A 23,319-nucleotide genomic window follows, 5' to 3' on the forward strand; every position below is an offset into this window, starting at 1 on the left:
CGCGGGGCCTGATGGCCCACGCTCACTGTAGCCGTCCGTGGCGCCGCCGGCGTTGTCCTGGATCAGGCACTGATCCTGGCTTGCGCGGCCAGGCGGTTGATCGCCCGATCCAGCTCGTCCAGCGCCTGGGCGGCGTTGGGATCCTGCTGCTTGAGCAGGGTTTCGCTGCGCTGGCAGGCGGCGCGCAGTTGCGGCACGCCGCAGTACCGGGTGGCGCCGTGCAGGCGGTGCACCCGTTCGAGCAAGGCGTTCTGGTCGTTGCCGTCGCGGGCCGTGCGAATCGCTTCCCGGTCGGCCTCAAGCGAGGCCAGCAGCATCGCCAGCATGTCCGCCGCCAGATCCGCCTTGCCGGCGGCCAGGCGCAGGCCTTCCTCGTGATCGAGCACCGGCAGATCCTGAGGGCCGGCCACGCCGTCGGCGGCGCGCTCCTGCACCGGATTGCGCAGCGCCAGCCCGGTCCACTTCAGCACCACCTGGGCCAGTTGCCGTTCGCTGATCGGCTTGGTCAGGTAGTCGTCCATGCCGCTTTGCAGCAAGGCGCGCTTTTCGTTGGCCATGGCGTGGGCGGTGAGGGCGACGATCGGCAGCGGCGTGCAGTGCCGTTCGCTTTCCCACTGGCGGATGGTTTCGGTGCTCTGGCGGCCGTCCATGCCCGGCATCTGCACGTCCATCAGCACCAGGTCGAACGCTTCGCTCTGCACGGCGTTGACCGCCGCGTAGCCGCTTTCCACGGCCAGCACCTTGGCGCCCATGTCTTCGAGCAGCGTCTGCACCAGCAGCAGGTTGGCCGGGTTGTCGTCGACGCACAGCACTTTCGGTGCACGGCTGGACAGCGGCTCGCCCGGCTCGCTGCGGGTCTGGCGCGGCAGCACCAGGTCCGACAGCGCCCGCCGCAGTTTGCGCGTGCAGGCCGGTTTGGCCTGAAGCTGGCTGTGGGGGTTGGGCACCGAGAGGTGGAACAGGGTCTGTTCGGTGGTCGGGCACAGCACCAGCACTTTGCAGCCCAGGTGTTCGAGATCCCAGATGTGCTGGTTCAGCCGTTCCGGAAGCATGTCGTTGCTGGTGATGCCGAGCACCGCCAGGTCGATGGCCTGCTCGGTCTGGTGGGCGCCGGTGACGCCGTTGGTCAGGCTCTCCAGGGTGTTGAACGGGGTGACGTCCAGGCCGCAGTCCTCCAGTTGGTGCTGCAGCGCCTGGCGGGCCAGTTCGTGGTTCTCCAGCACCGCCACCCGGCGCCCGAGCAATGGCGCGGCCGGCAGGTCGTCGGTGTCGTCGCGGGTCTTGGGCAGGCTCAGGCTGATCCAGAACTCCGAGCCTTCGCCAGGCGTGCTGTCCACGCCGATCTCGCCGCCCATCTGCTCGATCAGGCGCTTGGAGATCACCAGCCCCAGGCCGGTGCCGCCCGGCTGGCGCGACAGCGAGTTGTCCGCCTGGCTGAAGGCCTGGAACAGGGCGCGCACGTCCTGGGCCGAGAGGCCGATGCCGGTGTCCTGGATGCTGATGCGCAGCTGCACGCTGTCCTCGTGCTCTTCTTCGAGCATCGCCCGGGCGACGATGGTGCCTTCGCGGGTGAACTTGATCGCGTTGCTGACCAGGTTGGTGAGGATCTGCTTGAGCCGCAGCGGATCGCCGACCAGCGACAGCGGCGTGTCGCGGTAGACCAGGCTGACCAGCTCCAGCTGTTTGGCGTGGGCGGCCGGGGCCAGTATGGTCAGGGTGTCCTGCAGCAGGTCGCGCAGGTTGAACGGAATGTGGTCGAGCACCAGCTTGCCGGCCTCGATCTTGGAGAAGTCGAGGATCTCGTTGATGATCCCCAGCAGGCTGTCGGCAGACTTCTCGATGGTCCCCAGGTAGTCGAGCTGGCGCGGGGTGAGCTCGCTTTTCTGCAGCAGGTGGGTGAAGCCGAGGATGCCGTTGAGCGGCGTGCGGATCTCGTGGCTCATGTTGGCCAGGAACTCGGATTTGATCCGGCTCGCCTCCAGGGCTTCCTTGCGCGCCAGGTCCAGTTCGATGTTCTGGATCTCGATGGTTTCGAGGTTCTGGCGCACGTCTTCGGTGGCTTGGTCGACGCTGTGCTGCAGTTCTTCCCGGGCGTTCTGCAAGGTGCCGGCCATGCGGTTGATGCCGGAGGCCAACTCGTCGAGTTCCTGGCTGCCGAGGGGCGGCAGGCGGGTTTCCAGGTGGCCGTCCTTGAGCTGCGCGACGGCTTGCTTGATCTGGCTCAGCGGCCGGTTGATGGTGCGCCCCATGCGCACGGCCAACAGCGCCGCGCCGGCCAGGCCTGCGCCGATCAGCAGCAGGCTGGCGAACAGGCTGCGGTAGCCGCGCAGCAGCATGCCGTTGTGCGACAGTTCCAGTTCGACCCAGCCGAGCAGGCGGTCGGACTCTTCGGGGATCAGTTCGCCGGCCAGGTTGCGGTGCTTGCCGAACACCGGCAGCAGGTAGCGGGTCGCATCGTTGCCGCTGCGCCGCAGCAGTTGCAGGCTGTCGCCGCTGGGGGCCTGGTTGAGCATGGTCGGGCCGGCGTGGGCCAGGGGCGAGCGGTCCGGCGCCAGGAAGGTCACGGCGCGCACGTCGGACTGCTCCAGGGACTGGGTGGCGATGCGTTCGAGCAGTTCGCTGTCGCCGTGGCCCATGGCCGGCGCCACCAGCGGCGCCAGTTGCTCGGCGATCATTTCGCCGCGCTGCATCAGTTGGGCCTGCAGGTCGACTTGCTGCGTCCAGGTGAAGTAGCCGCCCAGCACCAGCGCCATCAGGCTGGTGGGCAACAGGGTCAGCAACAGCACGCGACCTTTGATTCCCAGTTTCTTGAGCACGCCCATCTCCCGCATCCCGCTGATCCGTTGACTCTCGCGTGCGTCCGGCACGCGGCTTTGGCGCAGTGTAGCGATTTGCTCGCGGGCAATCTTGGGAAAAATGCCGCCGCCGTCCATCGGCCGAAGCCGCGACGTCCGTCTGCCGGATCAGGCTCGGGTTGCCCGGCGCCCGGCAATCTTGAATAATCCGCCAACTGAGAATTATTTGCAGATAGTCATGACTCCTGTCTCTGTTGGCCAGCCCCGCATCCTTTCCATCGAAGACGATCCTGTGCTCGGTGCCTATGTCCACGAGCACCTGGGCCGCAGCGGCTTTCAGGTGACCTGGTGCCGCAACGGCCAGGAGGGCCTCGATGTCGCCCGGCACCAGCCGTTCGACGTGGTGCTGATGGACATCCTGCTGCCGGGGCTGGACGGGCTCGATGTGCTCACGCAACTGCGCCAGAGCCACTCCACGCCGGTGCTGCTGATGTCCGCCCTGGGCGCCGAAGCCGACCGCATCAGCGGCTTTCGCCTCGGCGCCGACGACTACCTGCCCAAGCCGTTCAGCATGGCCGAGCTGCATGTGCGCATCGAGGCGATCCTGCGGCGCGTCGCGCTCGACCGGCGTCCGGCGCCGTTGGCCGAACCCGTCGCGGCGGGCGCGCTGCGTTTCGACGATGAACAGTGCGATGTGTCCTACCAAGGCCGGCCCGCCGGCCTGACCCGCAGCGAGTACCGCCTGCTGGAGACCCTCGACCGCAACCCCGAAGAGGTGCTGAGCAAGGCCTTCCTCTATCAGCACGTGCTGCAGCGCGGCTACGCGCCCCACGACCGCAGCCTCGACATGCACATCAGCCAGATCCGCCGCAAACTCAAGGCCGTCGGCTACGGCGAGCGCGAAGTGCGCACGGTGTGGGGCAAGGGTTACGTATTGAGCGCACCCGATGAAACCGTCTGAGCTGCCGGGGCGACACTCGCTGTTCTGGAAACTGGCCTGCCTGCTGGTGGCGTTCTGTCTGCTGATGATCTGGCTGAGCTGGTCCTGGGGCCGCTACATGGAGCAGCGCAATCAGTTCCTGTCCGACGAGGCTCGGGGCACGTTGGCCCGTTATGCGGCCGAGGCCGAGCAGGCCTGGCGGGAAGGGCGGCAGGAGGGCGTCGACGCCTGGCTGCGGACCATGCACTGGCGCGAGGCGGGTTGGGTCGGAGTGATCGGCGGCCACCTGCAATCGTTGGGCAGCCAGCCGTTGAGCGAGGCCGAGACCCTGCGCCTGACCTTCCTGCGCGGGCCTGACTGGCCGATCCACAAAAAGGGCCTGCCGTGGCTGCGGGTGCCGTTCCCCGAGAACCCGTCCGCCGGCAGCCTGGTGATCGAGCTGCCCGAGCGCTTCCTGCCGGGGCGCTACAAGACGTTCTGGCGGGTCATCACCAACGGGGTGATCCCCGGCCTGTTCACGCTGCTGCTGTGCGTCGGCCTGTACCGCCTGCTGGTGATGCCGCTGAACAACCTGCGCGAACAGGCCAACGCCTGGCGCGCCGACCAACTGAATGTGCGGCTGTCGAGCGGCATCACCGAGCGTCCCGACGAACTCGGCGAACTGGCCCGGGCCTTCGACTCGATGGCCGAGCGCCTGCAATCGACCGTCGCGCTGCAGCAGCAACTGTTGCGCGACCTGTCCCACGAACTGCGCACGCCATTGAGCCGCCTGCGGGTGGCCAGCGAAGGCGAGCAGGCGCTGTTGCCGTTGCGCGAACGGATCGGGCGCGAGGTCGACATCATGCAGCGGCTGGTGGAAGACACCCTCCAGCTGGCCTGGCTCGACACCGAGCGCACGCCGCTGCCCGACGAGGCGATCCAGATCCAGGCCCTGTGGGAAATGCTGACCGACAACGCCTGCTACGAAAGCGGCTGGCCGAGCCTGCAGTTGCAGTGCACGGTGAAGGCCTCCTGCTGGGTGCGCGGCCACCTCAACACCTTGGCCCAGGCGCTGGAAAACATTCTGCGCAACGCCATCCGCCATTCGCCGCCGGGCGGCGTGGTGCGGCTCGGCGGGCGGCGCGACGGCGATTACTGGCACCTGTGGCTGGAGGATCAGGGGGGCGGCGTGGCCGAGGCGGACCTGGAGCGGATCTTCTCGCCGTTCATCCGGCTCGACGGCTCGCGGCCCGGCGACGGCGGGTTCGGCCTGGGCCTGAGCATCGCGCGTAATGCGGTGCAGCGTCAGGGCGGCAGGCTGTGGGCCGAGAACGGCGCAGACGGCTTGCGGCTGAACCTGCGGTTGAAGGCGCACGACGCCGCCTGCGAGGCGGTGCAGGGCCGGCCTGCGCCGGCGGCGGACGGGCTGCAGCCGCAGATCAGCTGACGGCCCCGCGGTTTCTTCACTTATTCCCATAAGCCATAAGCACCATACTTTGCGTGATATGGCCGGCGCGGGTTTGCCGGTATGATAGGCGCCCCCGCTGTCCGGATTGCGAAAAACGCCATGACCTTGCAGTACCCAACCATCGCCGATTGCGTCGGCAACACGCCGCTGGTGCGTTTGCAGCGCCTGCCCGGCGCCACCAGCAACACCCTCTTGCTCAAGCTGGAAGGCAACAACCCGGCGGGTTCGGTCAAGGATCGTCCGGCGTTGTCGATGATCACCCGCGCCGAGCTGCGCGGGCAGATCCGCCCCGGCGACACGCTCATCGAGGCGACCTCGGGCAACACCGGGATCGCCCTGGCGATGGCCGCTGCGATCAAGGGCTACAAGATGATCCTGATCATGCCGGACAACTCCACCGCCGAGCGCAAGGCGGCGATGACCGCCTACGGCGCCGAGCTGATCCTGGTCACCCAGGAAGAGGGCATGGAAGGCGCCCGCGACCTGGCCCAGCGGATGGAGGCCGAAGGCCGCGGCAAGGTGCTCGACCAGTTCGCCAACGGCGACAACCCCGAAGCCCATTACGCCACCACCGGCCCGGAGATCTGGCGCCAGACCCAGGGCTCCATCACCCATTTCGTCAGTTCCATGGGCACCACCGGCACCATCATGGGCGTGTCGCGCTACCTCAAGGAACAGAACGACAACGTGCAGATCATCGGCCTGCAGCCGATGGAAGGCTCGGCCATTCCCGGCATCCGCCGCTGGCCGCAGGAATACCTGCCGAAGATCTACCAGGCCGACCGCGTCGACCGCATCGTCGACATGGCGCAGAGCGAAGCCGAAGACGTCACCCGTCGCCTGGCCCGCGAAGAAGGCATCTTCTGCGGCGTGTCCTCGGGCGGTGCGGTGGCGGCGATGCTGCGCTTGTCCAAGGAAGTCGAGAACGCGGTGATCGTCGCGATCATCTGCGACCGCGGCGACCGCTACCTGTCGACCGGCCTGTTCGACGCGCCCAACTGATGGCCAAGCAAGCAAGAGGCCTGCGCTTCCAGCCCACCGGCGGCAGCAAGGCCCCGCAACTCCCGACCGGCAAGAAGCAGCGCCTGAGCATCGAGCGCCTGGCCAATGACGGTCGCGGCATCGCGTTCTTCGAAGGCCGCACCTGGTTCGTCCTCGGCGCCCTCGCAGGCGAGGAGGTCGAGGCGCGGGTGCTCGGCGCCCACGGTAAAGTGGTCGAGGCCCGCGCCGAGCGCGTGCTCAAGGCCAGCGAACTGCGCCGTCCGGCCCTTTGCCCGCACGCGGGCCGCTGCGGCGGCTGCAGCGTGCAGCACCTGCCCCACGCTGAACAGCTTGCCCTGAAACAGCGCATGCTGGCCGAGCAGCTGTCGCGGGTCGCCGGCGTCGAACCGCAAGAATGGGCCGCGCCGTTGACCGGCCCCGAATTCGGCTACCGACGCCGCGCCCGGGTGGCGGTGCGCTGGGACGCCAAGGCGAAGCGGCTGGACGTGGGCTTTCGCGCCGCCGGCAGCCAGGACATTGTCGCGATCGACGAGTGCCCGGTGCTGGTACAGCCCTTGCAGCCGATCATGAGCCGGCTGCCGGACATGCTCCGCCGCCTGGGCAAGCCTCAGGCGCTGGGGCATGTGGAACTGTTCAGCGGCTCGTCGCTGGCGGTGCTGCTGCGGCACACGGCGCCGCTGTCGGATGCGGACCTGACGATCCTCAAGGATTTCTGCGCGTTCCACGGGGCGCAGCTGTGGCTGCACGGCGAAGGCGAGCCGCAGCCGGCGGACCCTACGCAGTCGCTGGGCTACCGCCTGGAGACGTGGGGGCTGGAGCTGGCCTGGCGTCCGGGCGACTTCATCCAGGTCAACGCCGGCGTCAACGAGGCGATGGTCGCCCAGGCGTTGGAGTGGCTCAAGCCCACGGGCGATGAGCGTGTGCTCGACCTGTTCTGCGGCCTGGGCAACTTCGCCTTGCCGTTGGCCAAGGCCGTGCGTGAGGTGGTGGCGGTCGAAGGCGTGCAGACGATGGTCGACCGTGCGGCGGAGAACGCCGCCAGCAACAATTTGCATAACACAAAGTTTTTTCAGGCCGATTTATCCCAGCCTTTGACCGATGCCGAATGGATCGGAAACGGCTTTTCTGCGGTACTCTTGGACCCACCCCGTGACGGTGCTTTCGAGGTGGTGCGCAAGCTGGCGACCCTGGGTGCCCAACGGCTGGTGTACGTGTCGTGCAACCCTGCAACTCTGGCGCGCGACACGGTCGAATTGATCAAGCAGGGCTACCGGTTAAAACGTGCCGGGATTCTCGATATGTTTCCTCAGACGGCGCATGTCGAGGCCATGGCGTTATTTGAAGCGGGCTAGGATGGCCCGTCTGATCCGTCTGGTCCGCCCGGACAGCGCTCGTCCCAGCCCCGCGAGCGCGAACGGGCAATGAAGGTCAGCGATTTGACGCATTGAATCTGCGTCGTAGGGAAGGTAAAGCAAGATGGTACAGGTGAGAGCACACCAGCCGATCAACACCGACGGCAGTATCAATCTCGAGGCTTGGCTCGATCATGCGGTCAGCGTCGATCTGGCGCTGGATCGCGAAGCCTTGAAGGAGGCCTGCGAATACGCCCGTCAGGCCGAGCAGCAATCCAAAGCGGCGAACAATCTGTGGACCGAGGGCAGCGGCAGCTTCAGCACCGGTCTTGAGATCGCCGAGATCCTGGCCGACCTCAAGCTCGACCAGGATTCCCTGGTGGCCGCCGTGCTGTACCGCGGCGTGCGCGAAGGCCAGATCGAGCTCGCGGCGGTCAGCCAGCGGTTCGGCCCGGTGGTCGCCAAGCTGATCGACGGCGTGCAGCGCATGGCGGCGATCAGCGCCAGCCTCAGCCCCCGTCAGTCCATGGTGCTGGGCACCCAGGGCCAGGTCGAGAACCTGCGCAAGATGCTGGTGGCCATGGTCGACGACGTGCGCGTCGCGCTGATCAAGCTGGCCGAGCGCACCTGCGCGATCCGGGCGGTGAAGACCGCCGACGACGAGAAGCGCAACCGGGTCGCCCGGGAGGTGTTCGACATCTATGCGCCGCTGGCGCACAGGCTCGGCATCGGCCACATCAAGTGGGAGCTGGAGGACCTGTCCTTCCGCTACCTGGAGCCTGACCAGTACAAGCAGATCGCCAAGCTGCTGCACGAGCGGCGGCTCGACCGCGAACGCTTCATCAGCGACGTGATGACCCAGCTCAAGAACGAACTGCAGGCCACCGGCGTCGAGGCCGACATCAGCGGCCGGGCCAAGCACATCTATTCGATCTGGCGAAAGATGCAGCGCAAGGGCCTGGAGTTCAGCCAGATCTACGACGTGCGCGCCGTGCGCGTGCTGGTGCCGGAGATGCGCGACTGCTACACCGCGCTCGGCATCGTCCACACCCTGTGGCGGCACATCCCCAAAGAGTTCGACGACTACATCGCCAACCCGAAGGAGAACGGCTACCGCTCGCTGCACACCGCCGTGATCGGCCCGGAAGGCAAGGTGCTGGAGGTGCAGATCCGTACCCACGCCATGCACGAGGAGGCCGAACTCGGCGTCTGCGCGCACTGGCGCTACAAGGGCACCGACGTCAAGTCCGGCTCCAACCACTACGAAGAGAAGATCTCCTGGCTGCGTCAGGTGCTCGAGTGGCATGAAGAGCTGGGCGACATCGGCGGCCTGGCCGAACAGCTGCGGGTCGACATCGAGCCGGACCGAGTCTACATCTTCACCCCGGACGGCCATGCCATCGACCTGCCCAAGGGCGCGACGCCGCTGGACTTCGCCTACCGCGTGCACACCGAGATCGGCCACAACTGCCGCGGCGCCAAGATCAACGGGCGGATCGTGCCGCTCAACTACAGCCTGCAGACCGGCGAGCAGGTCGAGATCATCACCAGCAAGCACGGCACCCCGAGCCGCGACTGGCTGAACCCGAACCTGGGGTACGTCACCACGTCCCGGGCGCGGGCCAAGATCGTCCACTGGTTCAAGCTGCAGGCCCGGGACCAGAACGTCGCGGCGGGCAAGACCCTGCTCGAGCGCGAGCTCAACCGCCTCGGCCTGCCGGCGGTGGACTTCGACAAGCTGGCCGACAAGGCCAACATGAAGACCGCCGAAGACCTGTTCGCCGCCCTCGGTGCCGGCGACCTGCGCCTGGCGCAGCTGGTCAACCTGGCGCAGCAGCTGGTCGAGCCGGAGCGCGGCAACGAGCAGCTGGAGCTGATCCCGCGCAAGGCCGCCGGCTACAAGCCGGGCAAGCGCGGCGACATCCAGATCCAGGGCGTCGGCAACCTGATGACGCAGATGGCCGGCTGCTGCCAGCCGTTGCCGGGCGACGCGATCGTCGGCTACATCACCCAGGGCCGCGGCGTGAGTATCCACCGCCAGGACTGCGCCTCGGTGCTGCAACTGGCCGGCCGCGAGCCGGAGCGCATCATCCAGGTCAGCTGGGGCCCGGTGCCGGTGCTCACCTACCCGGTGGACATCGTCATCCGCGCCTACGACCGTTCCGGGCTGCTGCGTGACGTCTCGCAGGTGCTGCTCAACGAACGCATCAACGTGCTGGCGGTCAACACCCGCTCGAACAAGGAGGACAACACCGCGCTGATGTCCCTGACCATCGAGATCCCGGGTCTGGACGCGCTGGGGCGGTTGCTGGGGCGGATTTCCCAGTTGCCGAACATCATCGAGACGCGGCGCAACCGCACGCCTTGAGGAGCAACGGCGCAAGCGGGCCTGCCCGCTTGCGCAGGGTTTTGTGGTGAGACAGACATGACGTACAGCCTGGAAGACCTTCTGCACCTGATGAACCGTCTGCGGGATCCGCAGTACGGCTGCCCGTGGGACATCAAGCAGACCTACGCCACCATCGTCCCGCACACCCTGGAAGAGGCCTACGAGGTCGCCGACGCCATCGAGCGCGGCGATTTCGATCACTTGCAGGGCGAGTTGGGCGATCTGCTGTTCCAGGTGGTGTATTACAGCCAGCTGGCCCGGGAGGAGGGGCGGTTCGAGTTCGCCGGCGTGGTGGACAGCATCACCCGCAAGCTGGTGCGCCGTCACCCGCACGTGTTTCCCACCGGCGATCTGTATGCGCCGCTGGACGTGCCGCGGCTGAACGAAGAGCAGGTCAAGGAGCGTTGGGAAGAGATCAAGGCCGAAGAGCGCGCCGAGAAATCCGCCGAGCCGCGGCAACTGTCGCTGCTCGACGACGTGCCCGCCGCGCTGCCGGCCTTGTCGCGCTCGGCCAAGCTGCAGAAGCGCGCCGGGCAGGTCGGTTTCGACTGGCCGGACGCCTTGCCGGTGCTGGACAAGGTGCGCGAGGAACTCGACGAGGTGCTTGAGGCCATGTCGGAAAACGACCCGGCGGCGGTGGCCGACGAGATCGGCGATCTGCTGTTTACGGTGGTCAACCTGGCCCGGCACCTGAAGGTCGATCCGGAAACCGCGCTGCGCGGCGCCAACGGCAAGTTCGAGCGGCGTTTCCGTTTTATCGAACAGGCATTGCGCGACACCCGTCGTCCCATGGAAGATTGCACCCTCGAAGAGTTGGACGCCTTGTGGGGCGAAGCCAAACGACAGGAAAAGAATGCGCCCGGCTGCGGCTGAGCAATTTGCCCAAGTGAGTAAGCACCATGAGTATTTCCCTTCGCGACCAGTTGCTCAAGGCAGGGCTGGTCAACCAAAAGCAGGTCAAGCAAGTCAGCAAGGACAAGCAAAAGCAGCAACGCCTGGCCCACAAGGGGCAAATCGAGCTGGACGACTCGCAGCAGCGCGCGGCCCAGGAGGCCCAGGCCGAGAAGGTCAAGCGCGACCAGGAGCTGAACCGCCAGCAGCAGGAAAAGGCTGAGGCCAAGGCCCGCGCCGCGCAGATCAAGCAATTGATCGAGGTGTCGCGCCTGCCGAAGCTGAACACCGAGGACTACTACAACTTCGTCGATGACAAGAAGGTCAAGCGCCTCTCGGTCAACACGCTGATGCGCAACAAGCTCAGCAGCGGTTCGCTGGCGATCGTGCACCACGCCGGCGGCTACGAAGTGATCCCGCGCGAGGCCGCCCTGAAGATCCAGGAGCGCGATCCGCAGCGCATCGTGCAGATGAACGAGAAGACCGAAGAGGTCACGGACGAGGACGATCCGTACGCGGCCTATCAGATCCCTGACGATCTGATGTGGTAAGCGTCCGACACGCATAACGACGAACCCCGCTCATGGCGGGGTTCGTCGTTATGGATGCTGTGTCGCTTGCCGCTCAGCCCTGTTCGCGCTGGCGCTCCAGCAGCTCCAGCTCGGCCTTGTAGCTGTGGGCGTCGGCCTCGTTGTGGAACATCCCCACCAGCAAGTCCTGTTGATGCACGTCCCAGATCCGTACGCCGGCGGCCACGCCTTCATGGGACATGTGTGAATCGTCGCGTTCAGTCACTTTTACAGTCATCTGCTAGCTCCAATCTCTGTTATCTGCAGCAAGGCATGTGCAGGACTCTTTTATAGAGTTTGTTAGCTTGCTAAGTAAACGTTCGGTTTCTGCAATGTATCCTTGCGGATTTCGCAACAGTGCTGGAGCCCGCGTGATACGCGACATTCAGTCGCAGGGCGGGAAGTTGCATGACAGATGTTTCATGTTGGCGGGGCGTTGCGCACCCCTTTGCGCAAGCCGTTGTGCCTTGGCGGGCGTCCGGCGGCGAGGTTTCTCCAGGCGAAAAAAAACGCCCCGAACCGGTCGGGGCGTTTTTCATGTGCGGCTCAGCAGCGTGAAATCACTTGCCGGTCCAGCGCTTCAGCACCAGGGTGGCGTTGGTGCCGCCGAAGCCGAAGCTGTTGCTCATCACGGTGTCGATCTTGGCGTTCTCGCGGGTCTGGGTCAGCACCGGCAGGTCGGCCACTTCCGGATCCAGCTCGTCGATGTTGGCGGAGCCGGCGATGAAGTTGCCTTCCATCATCAGCATGCAGTAGATCGCTTCGTGAACGCCGGCGGCGCCCAGGGAGTGACCCGACAGGCTCTTGGTGGAGCTGATGGCCGGCGCCTTGTCACCGAAGACTTCGCGCACGCCTTTCATTTCCGCGACGTCGCCGACCGGGGTCGAGGTGCCGTGGGTGTTCAGGTAGTCGATCGGGGTGTCGACGGTGGACAGCGCCTGCTGCATGCAGCGGATCGCGCCTTCGCCGCTCGGGGCGACCATGTCGTAGCCGTCGGAGGTCGCGCCGTAGCCGACGATTTCCGCGTAGATCTTCGCGCCGCGGGCCAGAGCGTGCTCCAGCTCCTCGACCACCACCATGCCGCCGCCGCCGGCGATGACGAAACCGTCACGGTCGGCGTCGTAGGCGCGGGAGGCCTTTTCCGGGGTGTCGTTGCGCTTGCTGGACAGGGCGCCCATGGCGTCGAACAGGAACGACTGGCTCCAGTGCTCTTCTTCGCCGCCACCGGCGAAGACGATGTCCTGCTTGCCCATCTGGATCTGTTCCATCGCAGTGCCGATGCAGTGGGCGCTGGTGGCGCAGGCGGAGGCGATGGAGTAGTTCAGGCCCTTGATCTTGAACGGTGTGGCCAGACAGGCCGACACGGTGCTGCTCATGGTGCGGGTCACGCGGTACGGGCCGACGCGCTTGACGCCTTTCTCGCGCAGGATGTCCAGCGCTTCCATCTGGTTCAGGGTGGAGGCGCCGCCGGAGCCGGCGATCAGGCCGGTGCGCGGGTTGGACACCTGCTCTTCGGTCAGGCCGGAGTCCTTGATCGCGTCAGCCATCGCCAGGTAGGCGTAGGCGGCTGCGTGACCGACGAAACGGTAGACCTTGCGGTCGATCAGTTCTTCGAGGTTGAGGTCGATGGAGCCGGAAACCTGGCTACGCAGACCCATTTCGGCGTATTCCGGGTTGAACCGGATGCCAGGGCGGCTTGCACGCAGGTTGGCGGAGACGGTCTCTTTGTCATTGCCCAGGCAAGAAACGATGCCCAGACCAGTGATAACGACGCGGCGCATGCGGATAACCCTTAGAAGTTGTCAGTGGAGGTGAACACGCCGACCCGTAGGCCTTCGGCGGTGTAGATTTCGCGACCGTCGACGCTGACCGAACCATCGGCGATGGCCATGTTCAGCTTGCCCTTGAGGACGCGCTTGATATGAATGTTGTAGGTGACTTTGCTGGCGGTCGGCAGCACCTGGCCGAAGAACTTCACTTCGCCCGAACCCAGCGCACGGCCGCGGCCCGGCAGGCCTTGCCAGCCCAGGAAGAAGCCGACCAGTTGCCACATGGCGTCCAGGCCCAGGCAGCCCGGCATCACCGGATCGCCTTCGAAATGGCAGGCGAAGAACCACAGGTCCGGGGTGATGTCCAGCTCGGCGACCAATTCACCTTTGCCGTACTTGCCGCCTTCTTCGCAGATGTGGGTGATGCGATCCACCATCAGCATGTTCGGGGCGGGCAGTTGCGCGTTACCTGGGCCGAACAGCTCACCGCGACTGCAGCGCAGCAGGTCTTCCCGGGTAAAGGCGTTTTGTTTGGTCATGCGAGCTCCTCAATAGTCCCATGCGGCAGGTGGGGCGTTCTTCCCGGCCGACCGAAGCGTTCATGCCTCGATCCGGCAGCCTACTCATAGACTATTGCGTTGTAGTGAAAGTCACAGCACCAAGGACATGAATGTACACTTGTGCACTGAAATTTTTATTCAAGCCCCTTTTGAGGCCCGTTCGGGAGCCTAAGACTGCCGCACTTTCGCTTTCCACGCCAGTCGCAGATGCTTGAAAGGCTGTCCCTTACTGCACCCAGCGCTGCATGATCTGCTGCAAATCGTTGCGTTTGAACGGCTTGGCCAGATAGTCGTTCATCCCCGCCGACAGGCAGTTTTCCCGGTCGCCCTGCAAGGCGTTGGCGGTCAGCGCGATGATCGGCACATCGTTGCAGGCGGGCAGGCGGCGGATCTGGCGCGTCGCCTCGTAGCCGTCGATGACCGGCAGCCGGCAGTCCATCAGGATAGCTTCGAATCGCTGCCCGTCGGCGCAGCGCACCGCTTGCGCGCCGTCGGTGGCGATGCTGACGGCAAAGCCCAGGCTGCGCAGCATCGCTTCGATCACGGTCTGGTTGACCGGGTTGTCCTCCACCAGCAGCACCTTGCGCCCCTCGCCGTGGCCGTCGCCGGCGGGCAGGCGTGGCGCCGCCAGCGTCGGCAACGCCTGCTTATATATAGCCAAGGGGATTTCCAGGGTAAACACCGATCCGCGGCCTTCTTCGCTCTGCGCCCGCAGGGTGCCGCCCATCCGTTCGGCGAGGGTGCGGGCGATCGGCAGGCCCAGCCCCGTCCCGCCGTAGCGCCGGGAGATCGAGCTGTCGGCCTGCTGGAACGCGTTGAACATCAGTTCCAGGCTTTGCGGGGAGATGCCGATGCCGCTGTCGCGCACCGAGCAGGTGAACCAGAGCAGTTCGTGATCCAGCGACTGCCATTGCGCTTCGATGCCGACCTGGCCCTGTTCGGTGAACTTCAGCGCGTTGCCCACCAGGTTGACCAGAATCTGCCGGATCCGCGTCGGATCGCCTTGCACCTGCAGATCGCGCATGTCGTCCGGGATCCGCAACTGCAGGCTCAAGCCGCGCTGCAGGGCGCTGTGCTGGAACGACTGGGCGCAGGCGGCGATCAGGTCGGCCAGGTTGAAGGGGATGTGCTCCAGTTCCAGCTCCGAACGCTCGATGCGCGAGAAGTCCAGGATGTCGTTGATGACCTTGAGCAAGTGCTCGGTGGACTCGGACGCCAGGGCGGCGTACTCGATCTGCTCTTCGGTCATCTCGGTGGTCTCAAGCAACTGCAGCATGCCGAGGACGCCGTTCATGGGCGTGCGCAGTTCATGGCTCATCATCGCCAGGAAGTCCGATTTGGCGTTGTTGGCCTTTTCCGCCTCTTCGCGGGTCTGGATCAGTTGCGCCATGGCCTGCTGCTGTTCGCGGCTGGCCTGTTCCAGGGCCTGGGCCAGGTTGTTGATGTGCTGCGACAGGGCGCCCAGTTCGGTGTCGTCGACGATCGGCAGCGGCGTCTTGAAGTCGCCGTCCTGGATGGCCCGCACCGCATGGCCGATGTCGCGGATCGGCTGGGACAGGCTGCCGGCCAGCCGCCGTGCCAGGACGAAGGTGAACAGCAGGGCGAACAGCGCGAGGATGCCGGCCTTGAGCAGGATTTCCTGCTGGCGCTGGCTGAAGGCGTCGCTGGACAGGCCGACGATCACCCGGCCCAGGTAATCCTCGCCGGTGCCGTTCCTGGCCGGACGGCTGTCCTGGAAAAAGTCGTTGTGCAGGGCGATCCGCTGCAGCCTGACCGGCGCCTGGAACACCTCGACCTGATGCGGGCGGTTGTGGGCGTTCGCCGCTTGCTCGACGTAGGCCAGCACTCGGTTGCCGCTGTCCTGCACCTCCAGGAAACGTACGTTGGGCGTAGCCAGGGTGGCTTTGAGCAGGCTCTCCAGCACTTCGTTGTTGCCGGAGATCACCCCGTATTCGGTGGCCGGCGCCAGTTGGTTGGCGATCAGTTGGCCGGTGCGGGTGAGCTCCTGGCGCAGATCCTGGATGCGCACGAAGGTGAAGAAGGTGATCAGGAGCAAAGTCAGCAACAGCGCAGGGCCCAGGCTGATCAGTTGGGTGCGGGTGTTGATGTCCCAGCGGCGGCGGAAAATCATGGTCGGCGCTCTCCTTCGGCCAAATCCTTGGCCACAGACACTTCATCGGGCAGTTCGATACCTAAGGAACGAGCCACCTGGGCATTGCTTGAGACCTTGAAACGATCGGGGTAGAGCGTGCGCGGCCAGTTGGCCGGCGGACGGTCGAGCAAGGCGTCGAGAATGGCCAGCCAGTCGCTCTGGTCGCTGTAGCTGCTGGCCAGGCTGCCGGCGCGCACGAACGCGACGTTGGGGCCGATCAGCGCCAGTTGTCGGGAATAACTGCTGAGCAGCAGGTTTTTCGCGGTCTTGGGGTTGTACAGGTCAGGGTCGTCGAGCCCCAGCAGCACGTCGCTGTTTTTCAGCAAGGCCTGCAACGGGCGGCTGTCGCGGGTGTTGTCCCAGCGCTCGCCGACGATTTCCAGATCCAGCGACCGGGCCGCCAGGTGCAGCTCCTGCAAAAGAAACTCGCTGTGCCGGTCGAACAGCACGCCGACCCGGCGGGCCTGGGGCAGGAGCCGGCGGATCAGCTGCAGTTGGCGGCCGGGCATCGGGTCGCTCCACAGCAGGCTCAGGTGCGACGGCGGCTGGGCGTTGCCGAAGCGCTGCTGCGCTTGCAGGCGGCTGATGCGCAGCACCAGGGTGGCCGGCCCCGGGGTCTCTTGCAGGCGCCAGTCCAGGCTCGGCAGATCCAGCAGGATCAGGCGCAGGCTGGCCGGCAGCTTGCCCGGGGCCGGCAGGCTGGCCAACGGCTGGAAGCGTACGCGGTCGGTGGGGCGCAGCTCGCTCAGGGCCTGGACGAAGGACTGCACCCCCGGGCTTTCCTCGGCGCCGGTCAACAGGATGTCCGCCGCCTGCACGGCCACGCCGTGCAGCCACGCTGTCAGGAACAGGCAGAGCCCGGCCAGCCAGTGGCCGACGCCCGGCATCTTCCGTGACAGGGGCAGACGCATCTTAAAACTCCAGCTCCGCGCTGAGGTACATCACGCGGCGGTCGTCGTAGTTGTTGTCGACGAACGTGGTCGGCTCATGGTCCAGACGCTGCTGCACCACGCCGGCCAATTGCAGCTGGGCCTTGCCCAGGGGGATGCGTTTGGCGATGCGCGTGTCCACCCGCTCGAAGCGGTAACCGTTGAGCGCGTTGTCGCCGTAGTAGAAGAGGGCGCTGCTCCAGCCCCGGCCCCAGTCGCGCAGCCAGCCGGCGGAACCGCTGTTGCGCGCGGTGAACTGTTGGTCCTGGGGGTTGCTGGCCTGCGCGTCGACGAAGGCATAGGTCAGGCGCAACCGGTCGGCGGCGCTCAGGCGCCAGTCCGCCTGGGTTTCGGTGCCGCGGAAGCGGGCGCTGTTGGCGTTGCTGGCGATGAACTGATTGTTGCGCAGCGGCTCGCTGATCATGCCGGTGATTTCGTCGTAGAACAGTTTCACGTCCAGGGCCAGGCCCAGGTCGGCGAAAAAGCCGTTGTAGCCCAGTTCCCGCGAACGCATGCGTTCCTGGTCGAGGTCGCCGGGGCCGCGGGTCTTGACGAAGTAGCGGGCCGAGGACTGACCGTAGGCGTAGGGCCGCAGCCCCGAGACCTGATAGCTCCAGTTGACGTTGTTCTCGAACATGCCCGGCGAACGGATCGCCTCCGAATACACCGCGCGCAGGCCGTGGCGCGGATTGATCAGGTAATTGACCGCGAACCTGGGCGTCAGCGAACTGCCCACCAGACGGGTGTCTTCGAACATCGCACCGCCCTGCAGCAGCCAGTGTTCGCTGGCGCGCCACTCCAACTGGCCGAACGTGCGCCAGGTGGTGTCGTCCAGCGTGCCGTTGAAATAGGTTTCGGACTCGGCCCGGTCGTAACGGTAGTTCATGCCGCTGACCAGGCGCAGGCTGTCGGACAGGCTGAGGGTGTCCTGCAGTTCTAGGTCATAGCGCGACTCGCGGATGCTCTGGTCGATGTCGCCGCACACGGTGCGGCTGGCGCCGTTGCGCCACTGGTCCAGCACCTGGTTGGCCAGCGCCATCTCGGCCGGCGTGCCGGGCGGTGCGCCGGGGCCGGTGAAGCGGTTCATGTTGCGCGCCAGCAGTTCGGTGTAGTTGGGGTTGAGTTTCCACAGCTCGGTCAGTTGCGGACTGAACGACACTTCCGCGTCGCAGGCGCGCCAGGTCTGCTGCCGGTCCCAGTGCTGCGCCGAACCCTGCACATACAGGCTGTGGTCGGGATTGACGTCGAGGTTCCAGCGCACCGAGCCGGCGTAGTCCTTGGCGATCACGTCGGAATTGTTGCCGGCCGCGGTGATGCCGTAGAACACCGGTCGGTAGGTGTAGGGGCGCTGGTTGGTGCCGTCCTTCGCGTTGATCTGCCAATCCAGGCTCTGATCGTCGCTGAGCGTGTGGCTGACCGCCAGGCTGACGCGGTCCAGGCGTCGGCTGTCGCGGTAGTCGGCGCCGGTGCGGTCTTCATCGAAGCCGTCGTCCTGCTGGCCGGACAGCGACAGGCGCAGGTTGCCGCCGTTCCAGCCGGTGCCTTGGCTGGCGTAGTAGTCGTTGATGCCGCGCTGGCCGCGGCTGATCTTGATGCGCGTGCCGTGGCTGTCCGCCGGGTTGCGCGTGATGATGTTGACCACCGCCATCAGCGCATTGGCGCCGTAGCTGACGGTGTTGGGGCCGCGGAACACCTCGATGCGCTCCACGTCTTCCATGGCCACCGGGATGTCGCTCCAGTCCACCGTGGCCAGGCCGGCGCGGTACACCGAACGGCCGTCGATCAGCACCTGCATGCGCCGTGCCTGGGTGGCGTTGGTGCCGTGGTAGTTGACGGCGGCCTGGTTGCCGCTGATGTCGCCGACCATCATGCCCGGCACCAGGCGCAGCAGTTCGCTGATGTCCCGGGCGCCGCTGGCGTTGATCAGTTCGCTGTCGAGCACGGTCATGCTGCCGGGCACTTCGGCCGGCGACTGTTTCAGGCGGGTGGCGGTCAGGATCTGCGGCAGGGCCTCGCTGTCCAGAAAGAGGTCGTCCGCCAGCACGGCCGGGCTGAACAGCAGCGCCAGCAGCAGGGAGGAACGTGTGGAAGATGGACCAAAAGACACGAGACAGCCTTGATAGCGAATAAGTGGCGCGCATGTTAACCGAGCGCAGTGACTTTTCCATTCACGATGCAGGCATTTTCCTCGGTTTTATTGGTCTTCTTCCTACATGCGGCGGTAATTGTTGCCGGGGCTGTCCCGGCGGGGGCCGCCCCGTATAATGCCGCCATCGCCACTGGTATGGATTGACGGATTACATATGACTGAACAGCGCCCGATCGCGGTCCTGGGAGGCGGAAGTTTCGGTACCGCCGTGGCCAATCTGTTGGCCGAGAACGGCCATCAAGTCCGGCAGTGGATGCGCGACCCCGAGCAGGCCGAGGCCATCCGGGTCAACCGCGAGAACCCGCGTTACCTCAAAGGCATCAAGATCCTGCCTCAGGTGACCCCCGTCACCGACCTGCAAGAGACCCTCGACGCCTGCGACCTGTGCTTTGTCGCGCTGCCTTCCAGCGCGCTGCGCACCGTGCTGGCCAGCCATGCCGAACGGCTGCGGGGCAAGATGCTGGTCAGCCTGACCAAGGGCATCGAAGCCCACACCTTCAAGCTGATGAGCCAGATCCTCGAAGAGATCGCCCCAGAGGCGCGCATCGGCGTGCTGTCCGGGCCGAACCTGGCGCGGGAGATCGCCGAGCATGCGTTGACCGCCACGGTGGTCGCCAGCGAGGACGAAGACCTGTGCCGCCAGGTGCAGGCCGCGCTGCACGGGCGCACCTTCCGCGTCTACGCCAGCGCCGACCGCTTCGGCGTGGAGTTGGGCGGGGCGCTGAAGAACGTCTACGCGATCATCGCCGGCATGGCGGTGGCGCTGGACATGGGCGAAAACACCAAGAGCATGCTGATCACCCGAGCCCTGGCCGAGATGACCCGGTTCGCGGTGAACCAGGGCGCCAACCCGATGACTTTCCTGGGGCTGGCCGGGGTGGGCGATCTGATCGTCACCTGTTCGTCGCCCAAGAGCCGCAACTACCAGGTCGGCTTCGCCCTGGGCCAAGGGCTGAGCCTGGACGAGGCGGTGTCGCGCCTGGGCGAGGTGGCCGAAGGGGTCAACACGCTCAAGGTGCTCAAGGCCAAGGCGCAGGAGGTCGGCGTGTACATGCCGCTGGTCGCCGGGCTGCATGCGATTCTGTTCGAAGGGCGCACGCTGGAGCAGGTCATCGGCCTGTTGATGCGCGGCGAGCCGAAGACCGATGTCGATTTCATTTCCACCAGTGGTTTCAACTGAGTCAGCAGGGGACGAGACATGAGCGATCCGAAAAACGAAGCGGGCTACGAATCCATTCTCCTGCGGGTACTGTGGATGATCGTGTACGCGCTGGTCTGGCAGGTGGCGCAGTTCATCCTCGGGGCCGTGGTGCTGGTGCAGTTGATCTATCGTTTGATCTACGGCGCCCCGAACGCCGGCCTGATGAACTTCGGCGACAGCCTGAGCCAGTTCCTGGCCCAGATCGGCCGTTTCGGCAGTTTCCACAGCGACCAGAAACCCTGGCCGTTCGCCGACTGGCCGACGCCGCGCACCCCGGAAGGCGAAGCGCCGCACACCGTTGCGCCGGCTGCGCACCCGGTTCGAGATGAGGAACCCAAGCTATGAAACTCTGGGTATTGCGTCACGGCGAGGCCGAGCCCTACGGCTCGCGCGCCGACTCCGAGCGGGAACTGACCGCCCATGGCCGCAAGGAAGTGCTGAGCAGCGCGGCCAGGCTGATGGGCCAGCCGCTGACGGCGATCTACGCCAGCCCCTATCTGCGGGCGCAGCAGACGGCGCAACTGGTGCGCGAGGCGCTCGGCTTCGAGCCGGAGATCCGCACGGTGGATTGGCTCATGCCGGAAACCGACCCGGACAAGGTCGCCGAGCAACTGGTGTCGGTCAGCAATGTCTTGCTGGTCAGCCACAACCCGCTGGTGGGGCACCTGTTGAGCTACCTGCAGCACGGCGCCGGCTATCCGCCGGAGAAGGTCAGCACCGCCGGGCTGGCCGAACTTGAGCACAGCGAACTGCTGATCGGCTCGATGACGCTCAACAGCCTCAAGCATCCTTGAGGCGCAGGCGCCTGCTCCCACTTTGTTTTTCGGCGGCCGCAGATTCTGCATGCACCCCGGATCCCTGCGGGAGCGGGCTTGCCCGCGATGGCGTCAGACGGCGCACCGCAGCACGGGATTGCCTTGAAATGATTTGTGCGAAATTTCCAACCAAGCACTTGCTTGGTTGACTACGCTTGCTCCTGACCCAAAACCAGGAGCGAGTCCCATGCCTGCCCCTTTCCGATTGCCGCTGGACGTGTTCTACGAACGCGAGGCCCGTCACCCCCGACAACGCTTCCTGGTGCAGCCCCTCGGCGGCGGGCAGGTCGAAACCCTGACCTGGGCCGACGTCGGCCATCAGGCCCGTTGCGCGGCGCACTGGCTGCGCGCCCGCGAACTGCCCCAGGGCAGCCACATCGCCCTGATCTCGAAGAACTGCGCGCACTGGATCATCGCCGATCTGGCGATCTGGATGGCCGGGCACGTGTCGGTGCCGCTCTATCCGAACCTCACCGCCGAGTCGGCCGGCCAGGTGCTGCGCCATTCGGACAGCGTGCTGGCGTTCATCGGCAAGCTGGACGACTGGCCGGCGATGTCGGCCGGCGTGCCGGAGGGCCTGCCGACCGTCAGCCTGCCGCTGCATCCTGGGGGCAGCTTCGACTTCAGCTGGGAAGACCTGCAGCGCAGCTCGCCGATCCAGGACGATCCGCGTCCCGACGCCGATCAACTGGCGACCATCATCTACACCTCCGGCACCACCGGCCTGCCCAAGGGCGTGATGCACAGCTTCGGCAACCTCGGTTTCGCCACCACCCGCGGCACGCAGCTATTCGGCCTGGGCGAGCACGACCGGTTGCTGTCCTATCTGCCGCTGTGCCACGTCGCCGAGCGCATGTTCGTCGAACTGGCGGCGGTCTACACCGGCCAGACGGTGTTCTTCGCCGAAAGCCTCGACACCTTCCTAACCGACCTGCGACGGGCGCGGCCGACGGCGATGTTCGGCGTACCGCGGATCTGGACCAAGTTCCAGATGGGCGTGTACGGCAAGATCCCGGCCAAGCGTCTCGATTTTCTGCTGGGGCTGCCCTTCATCGGCAAGCGGGTCGGCCACAAGGTGCTGGCCGGGCTGGGGCTGGACGCCCTGCGCGTGGCGCTGTCCGGCGCGGCGCCGGTGCCGCAGGCCTTGCTCGACTGGTATCAGAAGCTTGGCCTTGAGGTGCTGGAGGTCTACGGCATGACCGAAAGCTGCGGCTATTCGCACATCTGCCTGCCCGGCGAGTACCGGCAGGGCTGGATCGGCAAGCCGTGCCCGGACGTCGAGGTGCGCATCGACGCGTCCGGCGAAGTGCTGGTGCGCAGCCGGGCGAACATGCTCGGCTACTACAAGGATCCGCAGAAGACCGCCGAGACCCTGACCGACGACGGCTTCCTGCGCACCGGCGACAAGGGCGAGCAGGATGCCGAGGGGCGCCTGCGCCTGACCGGGCGGCTGAAGGAAATCTTCAAGACCAGCAAAGGCAAGTACGTGGCGCCGGCGCCCATCGAGAACCGCCTGGCGGTGCATTCGCGGATCGAGCAGGTGTGCGTGGTCGGGGACGGCCTGATCGCGCCGCTGGGGCTGTGCGTGCTGTCGCTCGCCGGCCGGGACGAGGGCCGCGCCGGGCTGCATTCGAGCCTGGAAAGGCTGCTGGAGGACGTCAACGCCGCACTCGACAAGCACGAGCGCCTGCATCGGCTGGTGGTGGTCAAGGACACGTGGGCGGTGGAGAACGGCTTCCTGACGCCGACCCTGAAGATCAAGCGCAACGTCATCGAGGACGCCTACGGGGCAAGCTTTGCGCAATGGAGCGAGCGCGGCGAGGCGGTGCTGTGGCAGGATTGAGCGACGAACAAAACAATAAAGGGAACCCTGCGATGAGCCTGTGGCGCACCACCCCGAACATCGAGCAGTTGAACGCGATCCAGAAAAACACCATCGGCGAAGTGCTGGACATCCGCTTCGAAGCCTTCGACGACGAGTCCCTGACCGCCAGCATGGTGATCGACCACCGCACGCACCAGCCCTATGGCTTGCTGCACGGCGGCGCCTCGGTGGTGCTGGCCGAGACCGTCGGCTCGATGGCCAGCTACCTGTGCATCGACGCCAGCAAATTCTATTGCGTGGGCCTGGAGATCAACGCCAACCACTTGCGCGGCCTGCGCAGCGGGCGGGTGACGGCGGTGGCCAAGGCCATTCACTTAGGGCGCACCACCCATGTCTGGGACATCCGCCTGACCAGCGACGAAGGCAAGGCCAGTTGCGTGTCGCGGCTGACCATGGCGGTGGTGCCGCTGGGCGAGCGACCGCCGGCGCGCTGAGTGACGATTGCGCCATAGCCATGACCGGACTGTCATCATT

19 protein-coding genes are annotated in these 23,319 nt (G+C 65.9%); 12 read left to right on the top strand and 7 right to left on the bottom strand.

Going from position 1 to position 23,319, the window contains the following annotated elements:
• Positions 1 to 62: 62 nt before the first annotated feature.
• Positions 63 to 2,816 carry a response regulator gene (locus tag CAG29_RS05680; RefSeq protein WP_085578292.1) on the bottom strand — a complete coding sequence of 918 codons (2,754 nt, stop codon included), beginning with the start codon at positions 2,814 to 2,816 and terminating at the stop codon, positions 63 to 65.
• 217 nt (positions 2,817 to 3,033) lie between these two features.
• Here CAG29_RS05680 and CAG29_RS05685 point away from each other — a divergent pair, with 217 nt between their 5' ends.
• The 7 genes from CAG29_RS05685 to CAG29_RS05715 all read left to right on the top strand — a co-directional run bounded on the left by CAG29_RS05685 (position 3,034) and on the right by CAG29_RS05715 (position 11,367).
• Positions 3,034 to 3,756 carry a response regulator transcription factor gene (locus CAG29_RS05685; protein ID WP_085578181.1) on the top strand — a complete coding sequence of 241 codons (723 nt, stop codon included), beginning with the start codon at positions 3,034 to 3,036 and terminating at the stop codon, positions 3,754 to 3,756.
• On the top strand, positions 3,743 to 5,161 hold the full coding sequence (locus tag CAG29_RS05690) for a sensor histidine kinase (protein ID WP_085693948.1): 1,419 nt from the start codon (positions 3,743 to 3,745) through the stop codon (positions 5,159 to 5,161). The genes CAG29_RS05685 and CAG29_RS05690 overlap by 14 nt, the downstream gene beginning before the upstream one ends.
• 120 nt (positions 5,162 to 5,281) lie before the next feature.
• Positions 5,282 to 6,184, top strand: a complete 903-nt coding sequence (gene cysM, locus CAG29_RS05695) for a cysteine synthase CysM (protein WP_170930365.1) — start codon at positions 5,282 to 5,284, stop codon at positions 6,182 to 6,184.
• The gene (gene rlmD / locus CAG29_RS05700; protein WP_085578178.1) at positions 6,184 to 7,536 is read left to right on the top strand and encodes a 23S rRNA (uracil(1939)-C(5))-methyltransferase RlmD; all 1,353 of its coding nucleotides are present in this window, start codon (positions 6,184 to 6,186) and stop codon (positions 7,534 to 7,536) included. Before cysM ends, rlmD begins: the two co-directional genes overlap by 1 nt.
• Positions 7,537 to 7,660: 124 nt before the next feature.
• Positions 7,661 to 9,904 (top strand): GTP diphosphokinase, encoded by a 2,244-nt coding sequence (gene relA, locus CAG29_RS05705; protein ID WP_085578177.1) that lies wholly within the window; start codon positions 7,661 to 7,663, stop codon positions 9,902 to 9,904.
• A gap of 57 nt (positions 9,905 to 9,961) precedes the next feature.
• On the top strand, positions 9,962 to 10,798 hold the full coding sequence (gene mazG, locus CAG29_RS05710; protein WP_085693950.1) for a nucleoside triphosphate pyrophosphohydrolase: 837 nt from the start codon (positions 9,962 to 9,964) through the stop codon (positions 10,796 to 10,798).
• A gap of 26 nt (positions 10,799 to 10,824) precedes the next feature.
• A complete protein-coding gene (locus tag CAG29_RS05715) occupies positions 10,825 to 11,367 on the top strand; it encodes a DUF2058 domain-containing protein (protein ID WP_085578175.1) in 543 nt (180 codons plus the stop codon).
• Between the two features lie 73 nt (positions 11,368 to 11,440).
• Here the strand turns inward: CAG29_RS05715 and CAG29_RS05720 are convergent, their stop codons facing one another.
• The 6 genes from CAG29_RS05720 to CAG29_RS05745 all read right to left on the bottom strand — a co-directional run bounded on the left by CAG29_RS05720 (position 11,441) and on the right by CAG29_RS05745 (position 18,902).
• Complete coding sequence (locus CAG29_RS05720; protein WP_085578174.1) at positions 11,441 to 11,623, bottom strand: hypothetical protein; 183 nt, start codon at positions 11,621 to 11,623, stop codon at positions 11,441 to 11,443.
• A gap of 322 nt (positions 11,624 to 11,945) precedes the next feature.
• A complete protein-coding gene (gene fabB, locus CAG29_RS05725; protein WP_085578173.1) occupies positions 11,946 to 13,166 on the bottom strand; it encodes a beta-ketoacyl-ACP synthase I in 1,221 nt (406 codons plus the stop codon).
• A gap of 11 nt (positions 13,167 to 13,177) precedes the next feature.
• On the bottom strand, positions 13,178 to 13,693 hold the full coding sequence (fabA, locus tag CAG29_RS05730) for a 3-hydroxyacyl-[acyl-carrier-protein] dehydratase FabA (protein WP_085578172.1): 516 nt from the start codon (positions 13,691 to 13,693) through the stop codon (positions 13,178 to 13,180).
• 247 nt (positions 13,694 to 13,940) lie between these two features.
• The gene (locus tag CAG29_RS05735) at positions 13,941 to 15,845 is read right to left on the bottom strand and encodes an ATP-binding protein (protein ID WP_085693952.1); all 1,905 of its coding nucleotides are present in this window, start codon (positions 15,843 to 15,845) and stop codon (positions 13,941 to 13,943) included.
• On the bottom strand, positions 15,842 to 16,777 hold the full coding sequence (locus CAG29_RS05740; RefSeq protein WP_085578170.1) for an ABC transporter substrate-binding protein: 936 nt from the start codon (positions 16,775 to 16,777) through the stop codon (positions 15,842 to 15,844). Before CAG29_RS05740 ends, CAG29_RS05735 begins: the two co-directional genes overlap by 4 nt.
• A 1-nt stretch (position 16,778) precedes the next feature.
• The gene (locus CAG29_RS05745) at positions 16,779 to 18,902 is read right to left on the bottom strand and encodes a TonB-dependent siderophore receptor (protein WP_085578169.1); all 2,124 of its coding nucleotides are present in this window, start codon (positions 18,900 to 18,902) and stop codon (positions 16,779 to 16,781) included.
• 196 nt (positions 18,903 to 19,098) lie between these two features.
• Between CAG29_RS05745 and CAG29_RS05750 the strand changes: the two genes are divergently transcribed.
• The 5 genes from CAG29_RS05750 (at position 19,099) to CAG29_RS05770 (ending at position 23,279) form a co-directional block, all read left to right on the top strand.
• Complete coding sequence (locus CAG29_RS05750) at positions 19,099 to 20,124, top strand: NAD(P)H-dependent glycerol-3-phosphate dehydrogenase (protein ID WP_085578168.1); 1,026 nt, start codon at positions 19,099 to 19,101, stop codon at positions 20,122 to 20,124.
• 18 nt (positions 20,125 to 20,142) lie between these two features.
• Complete coding sequence (locus tag CAG29_RS05755; protein WP_085578167.1) at positions 20,143 to 20,490, top strand: DUF4389 domain-containing protein; 348 nt, start codon at positions 20,143 to 20,145, stop codon at positions 20,488 to 20,490.
• Positions 20,487 to 20,939, top strand: coding sequence for a phosphohistidine phosphatase SixA (gene sixA, locus CAG29_RS05760; protein WP_085578166.1), 453 nt, complete (start codon positions 20,487 to 20,489; stop codon positions 20,937 to 20,939). Before CAG29_RS05755 ends, sixA begins: the two co-directional genes overlap by 4 nt.
• Positions 20,940 to 21,147: 208 nt before the next feature.
• The gene (locus tag CAG29_RS05765) at positions 21,148 to 22,803 is read left to right on the top strand and encodes an AMP-binding protein (RefSeq protein WP_085578165.1); all 1,656 of its coding nucleotides are present in this window, start codon (positions 21,148 to 21,150) and stop codon (positions 22,801 to 22,803) included.
• Positions 22,804 to 22,835: 32 nt separating this feature from the next.
• Positions 22,836 to 23,279 carry a hotdog fold thioesterase gene (locus tag CAG29_RS05770; RefSeq protein WP_085629657.1) on the top strand — a complete coding sequence of 148 codons (444 nt, stop codon included), beginning with the start codon at positions 22,836 to 22,838 and terminating at the stop codon, positions 23,277 to 23,279.
• The last annotated feature ends 40 nt before the right edge of the window (positions 23,280 to 23,319 follow it).

Origin of the sequence: Pseudomonas sp. B7(2017) (genome assembly GCF_002112745.1) — a bacterium.
Lineage (GTDB): Bacteria > Pseudomonadota > Gammaproteobacteria > Pseudomonadales > Pseudomonadaceae > Aquipseudomonas > Aquipseudomonas ekonensis.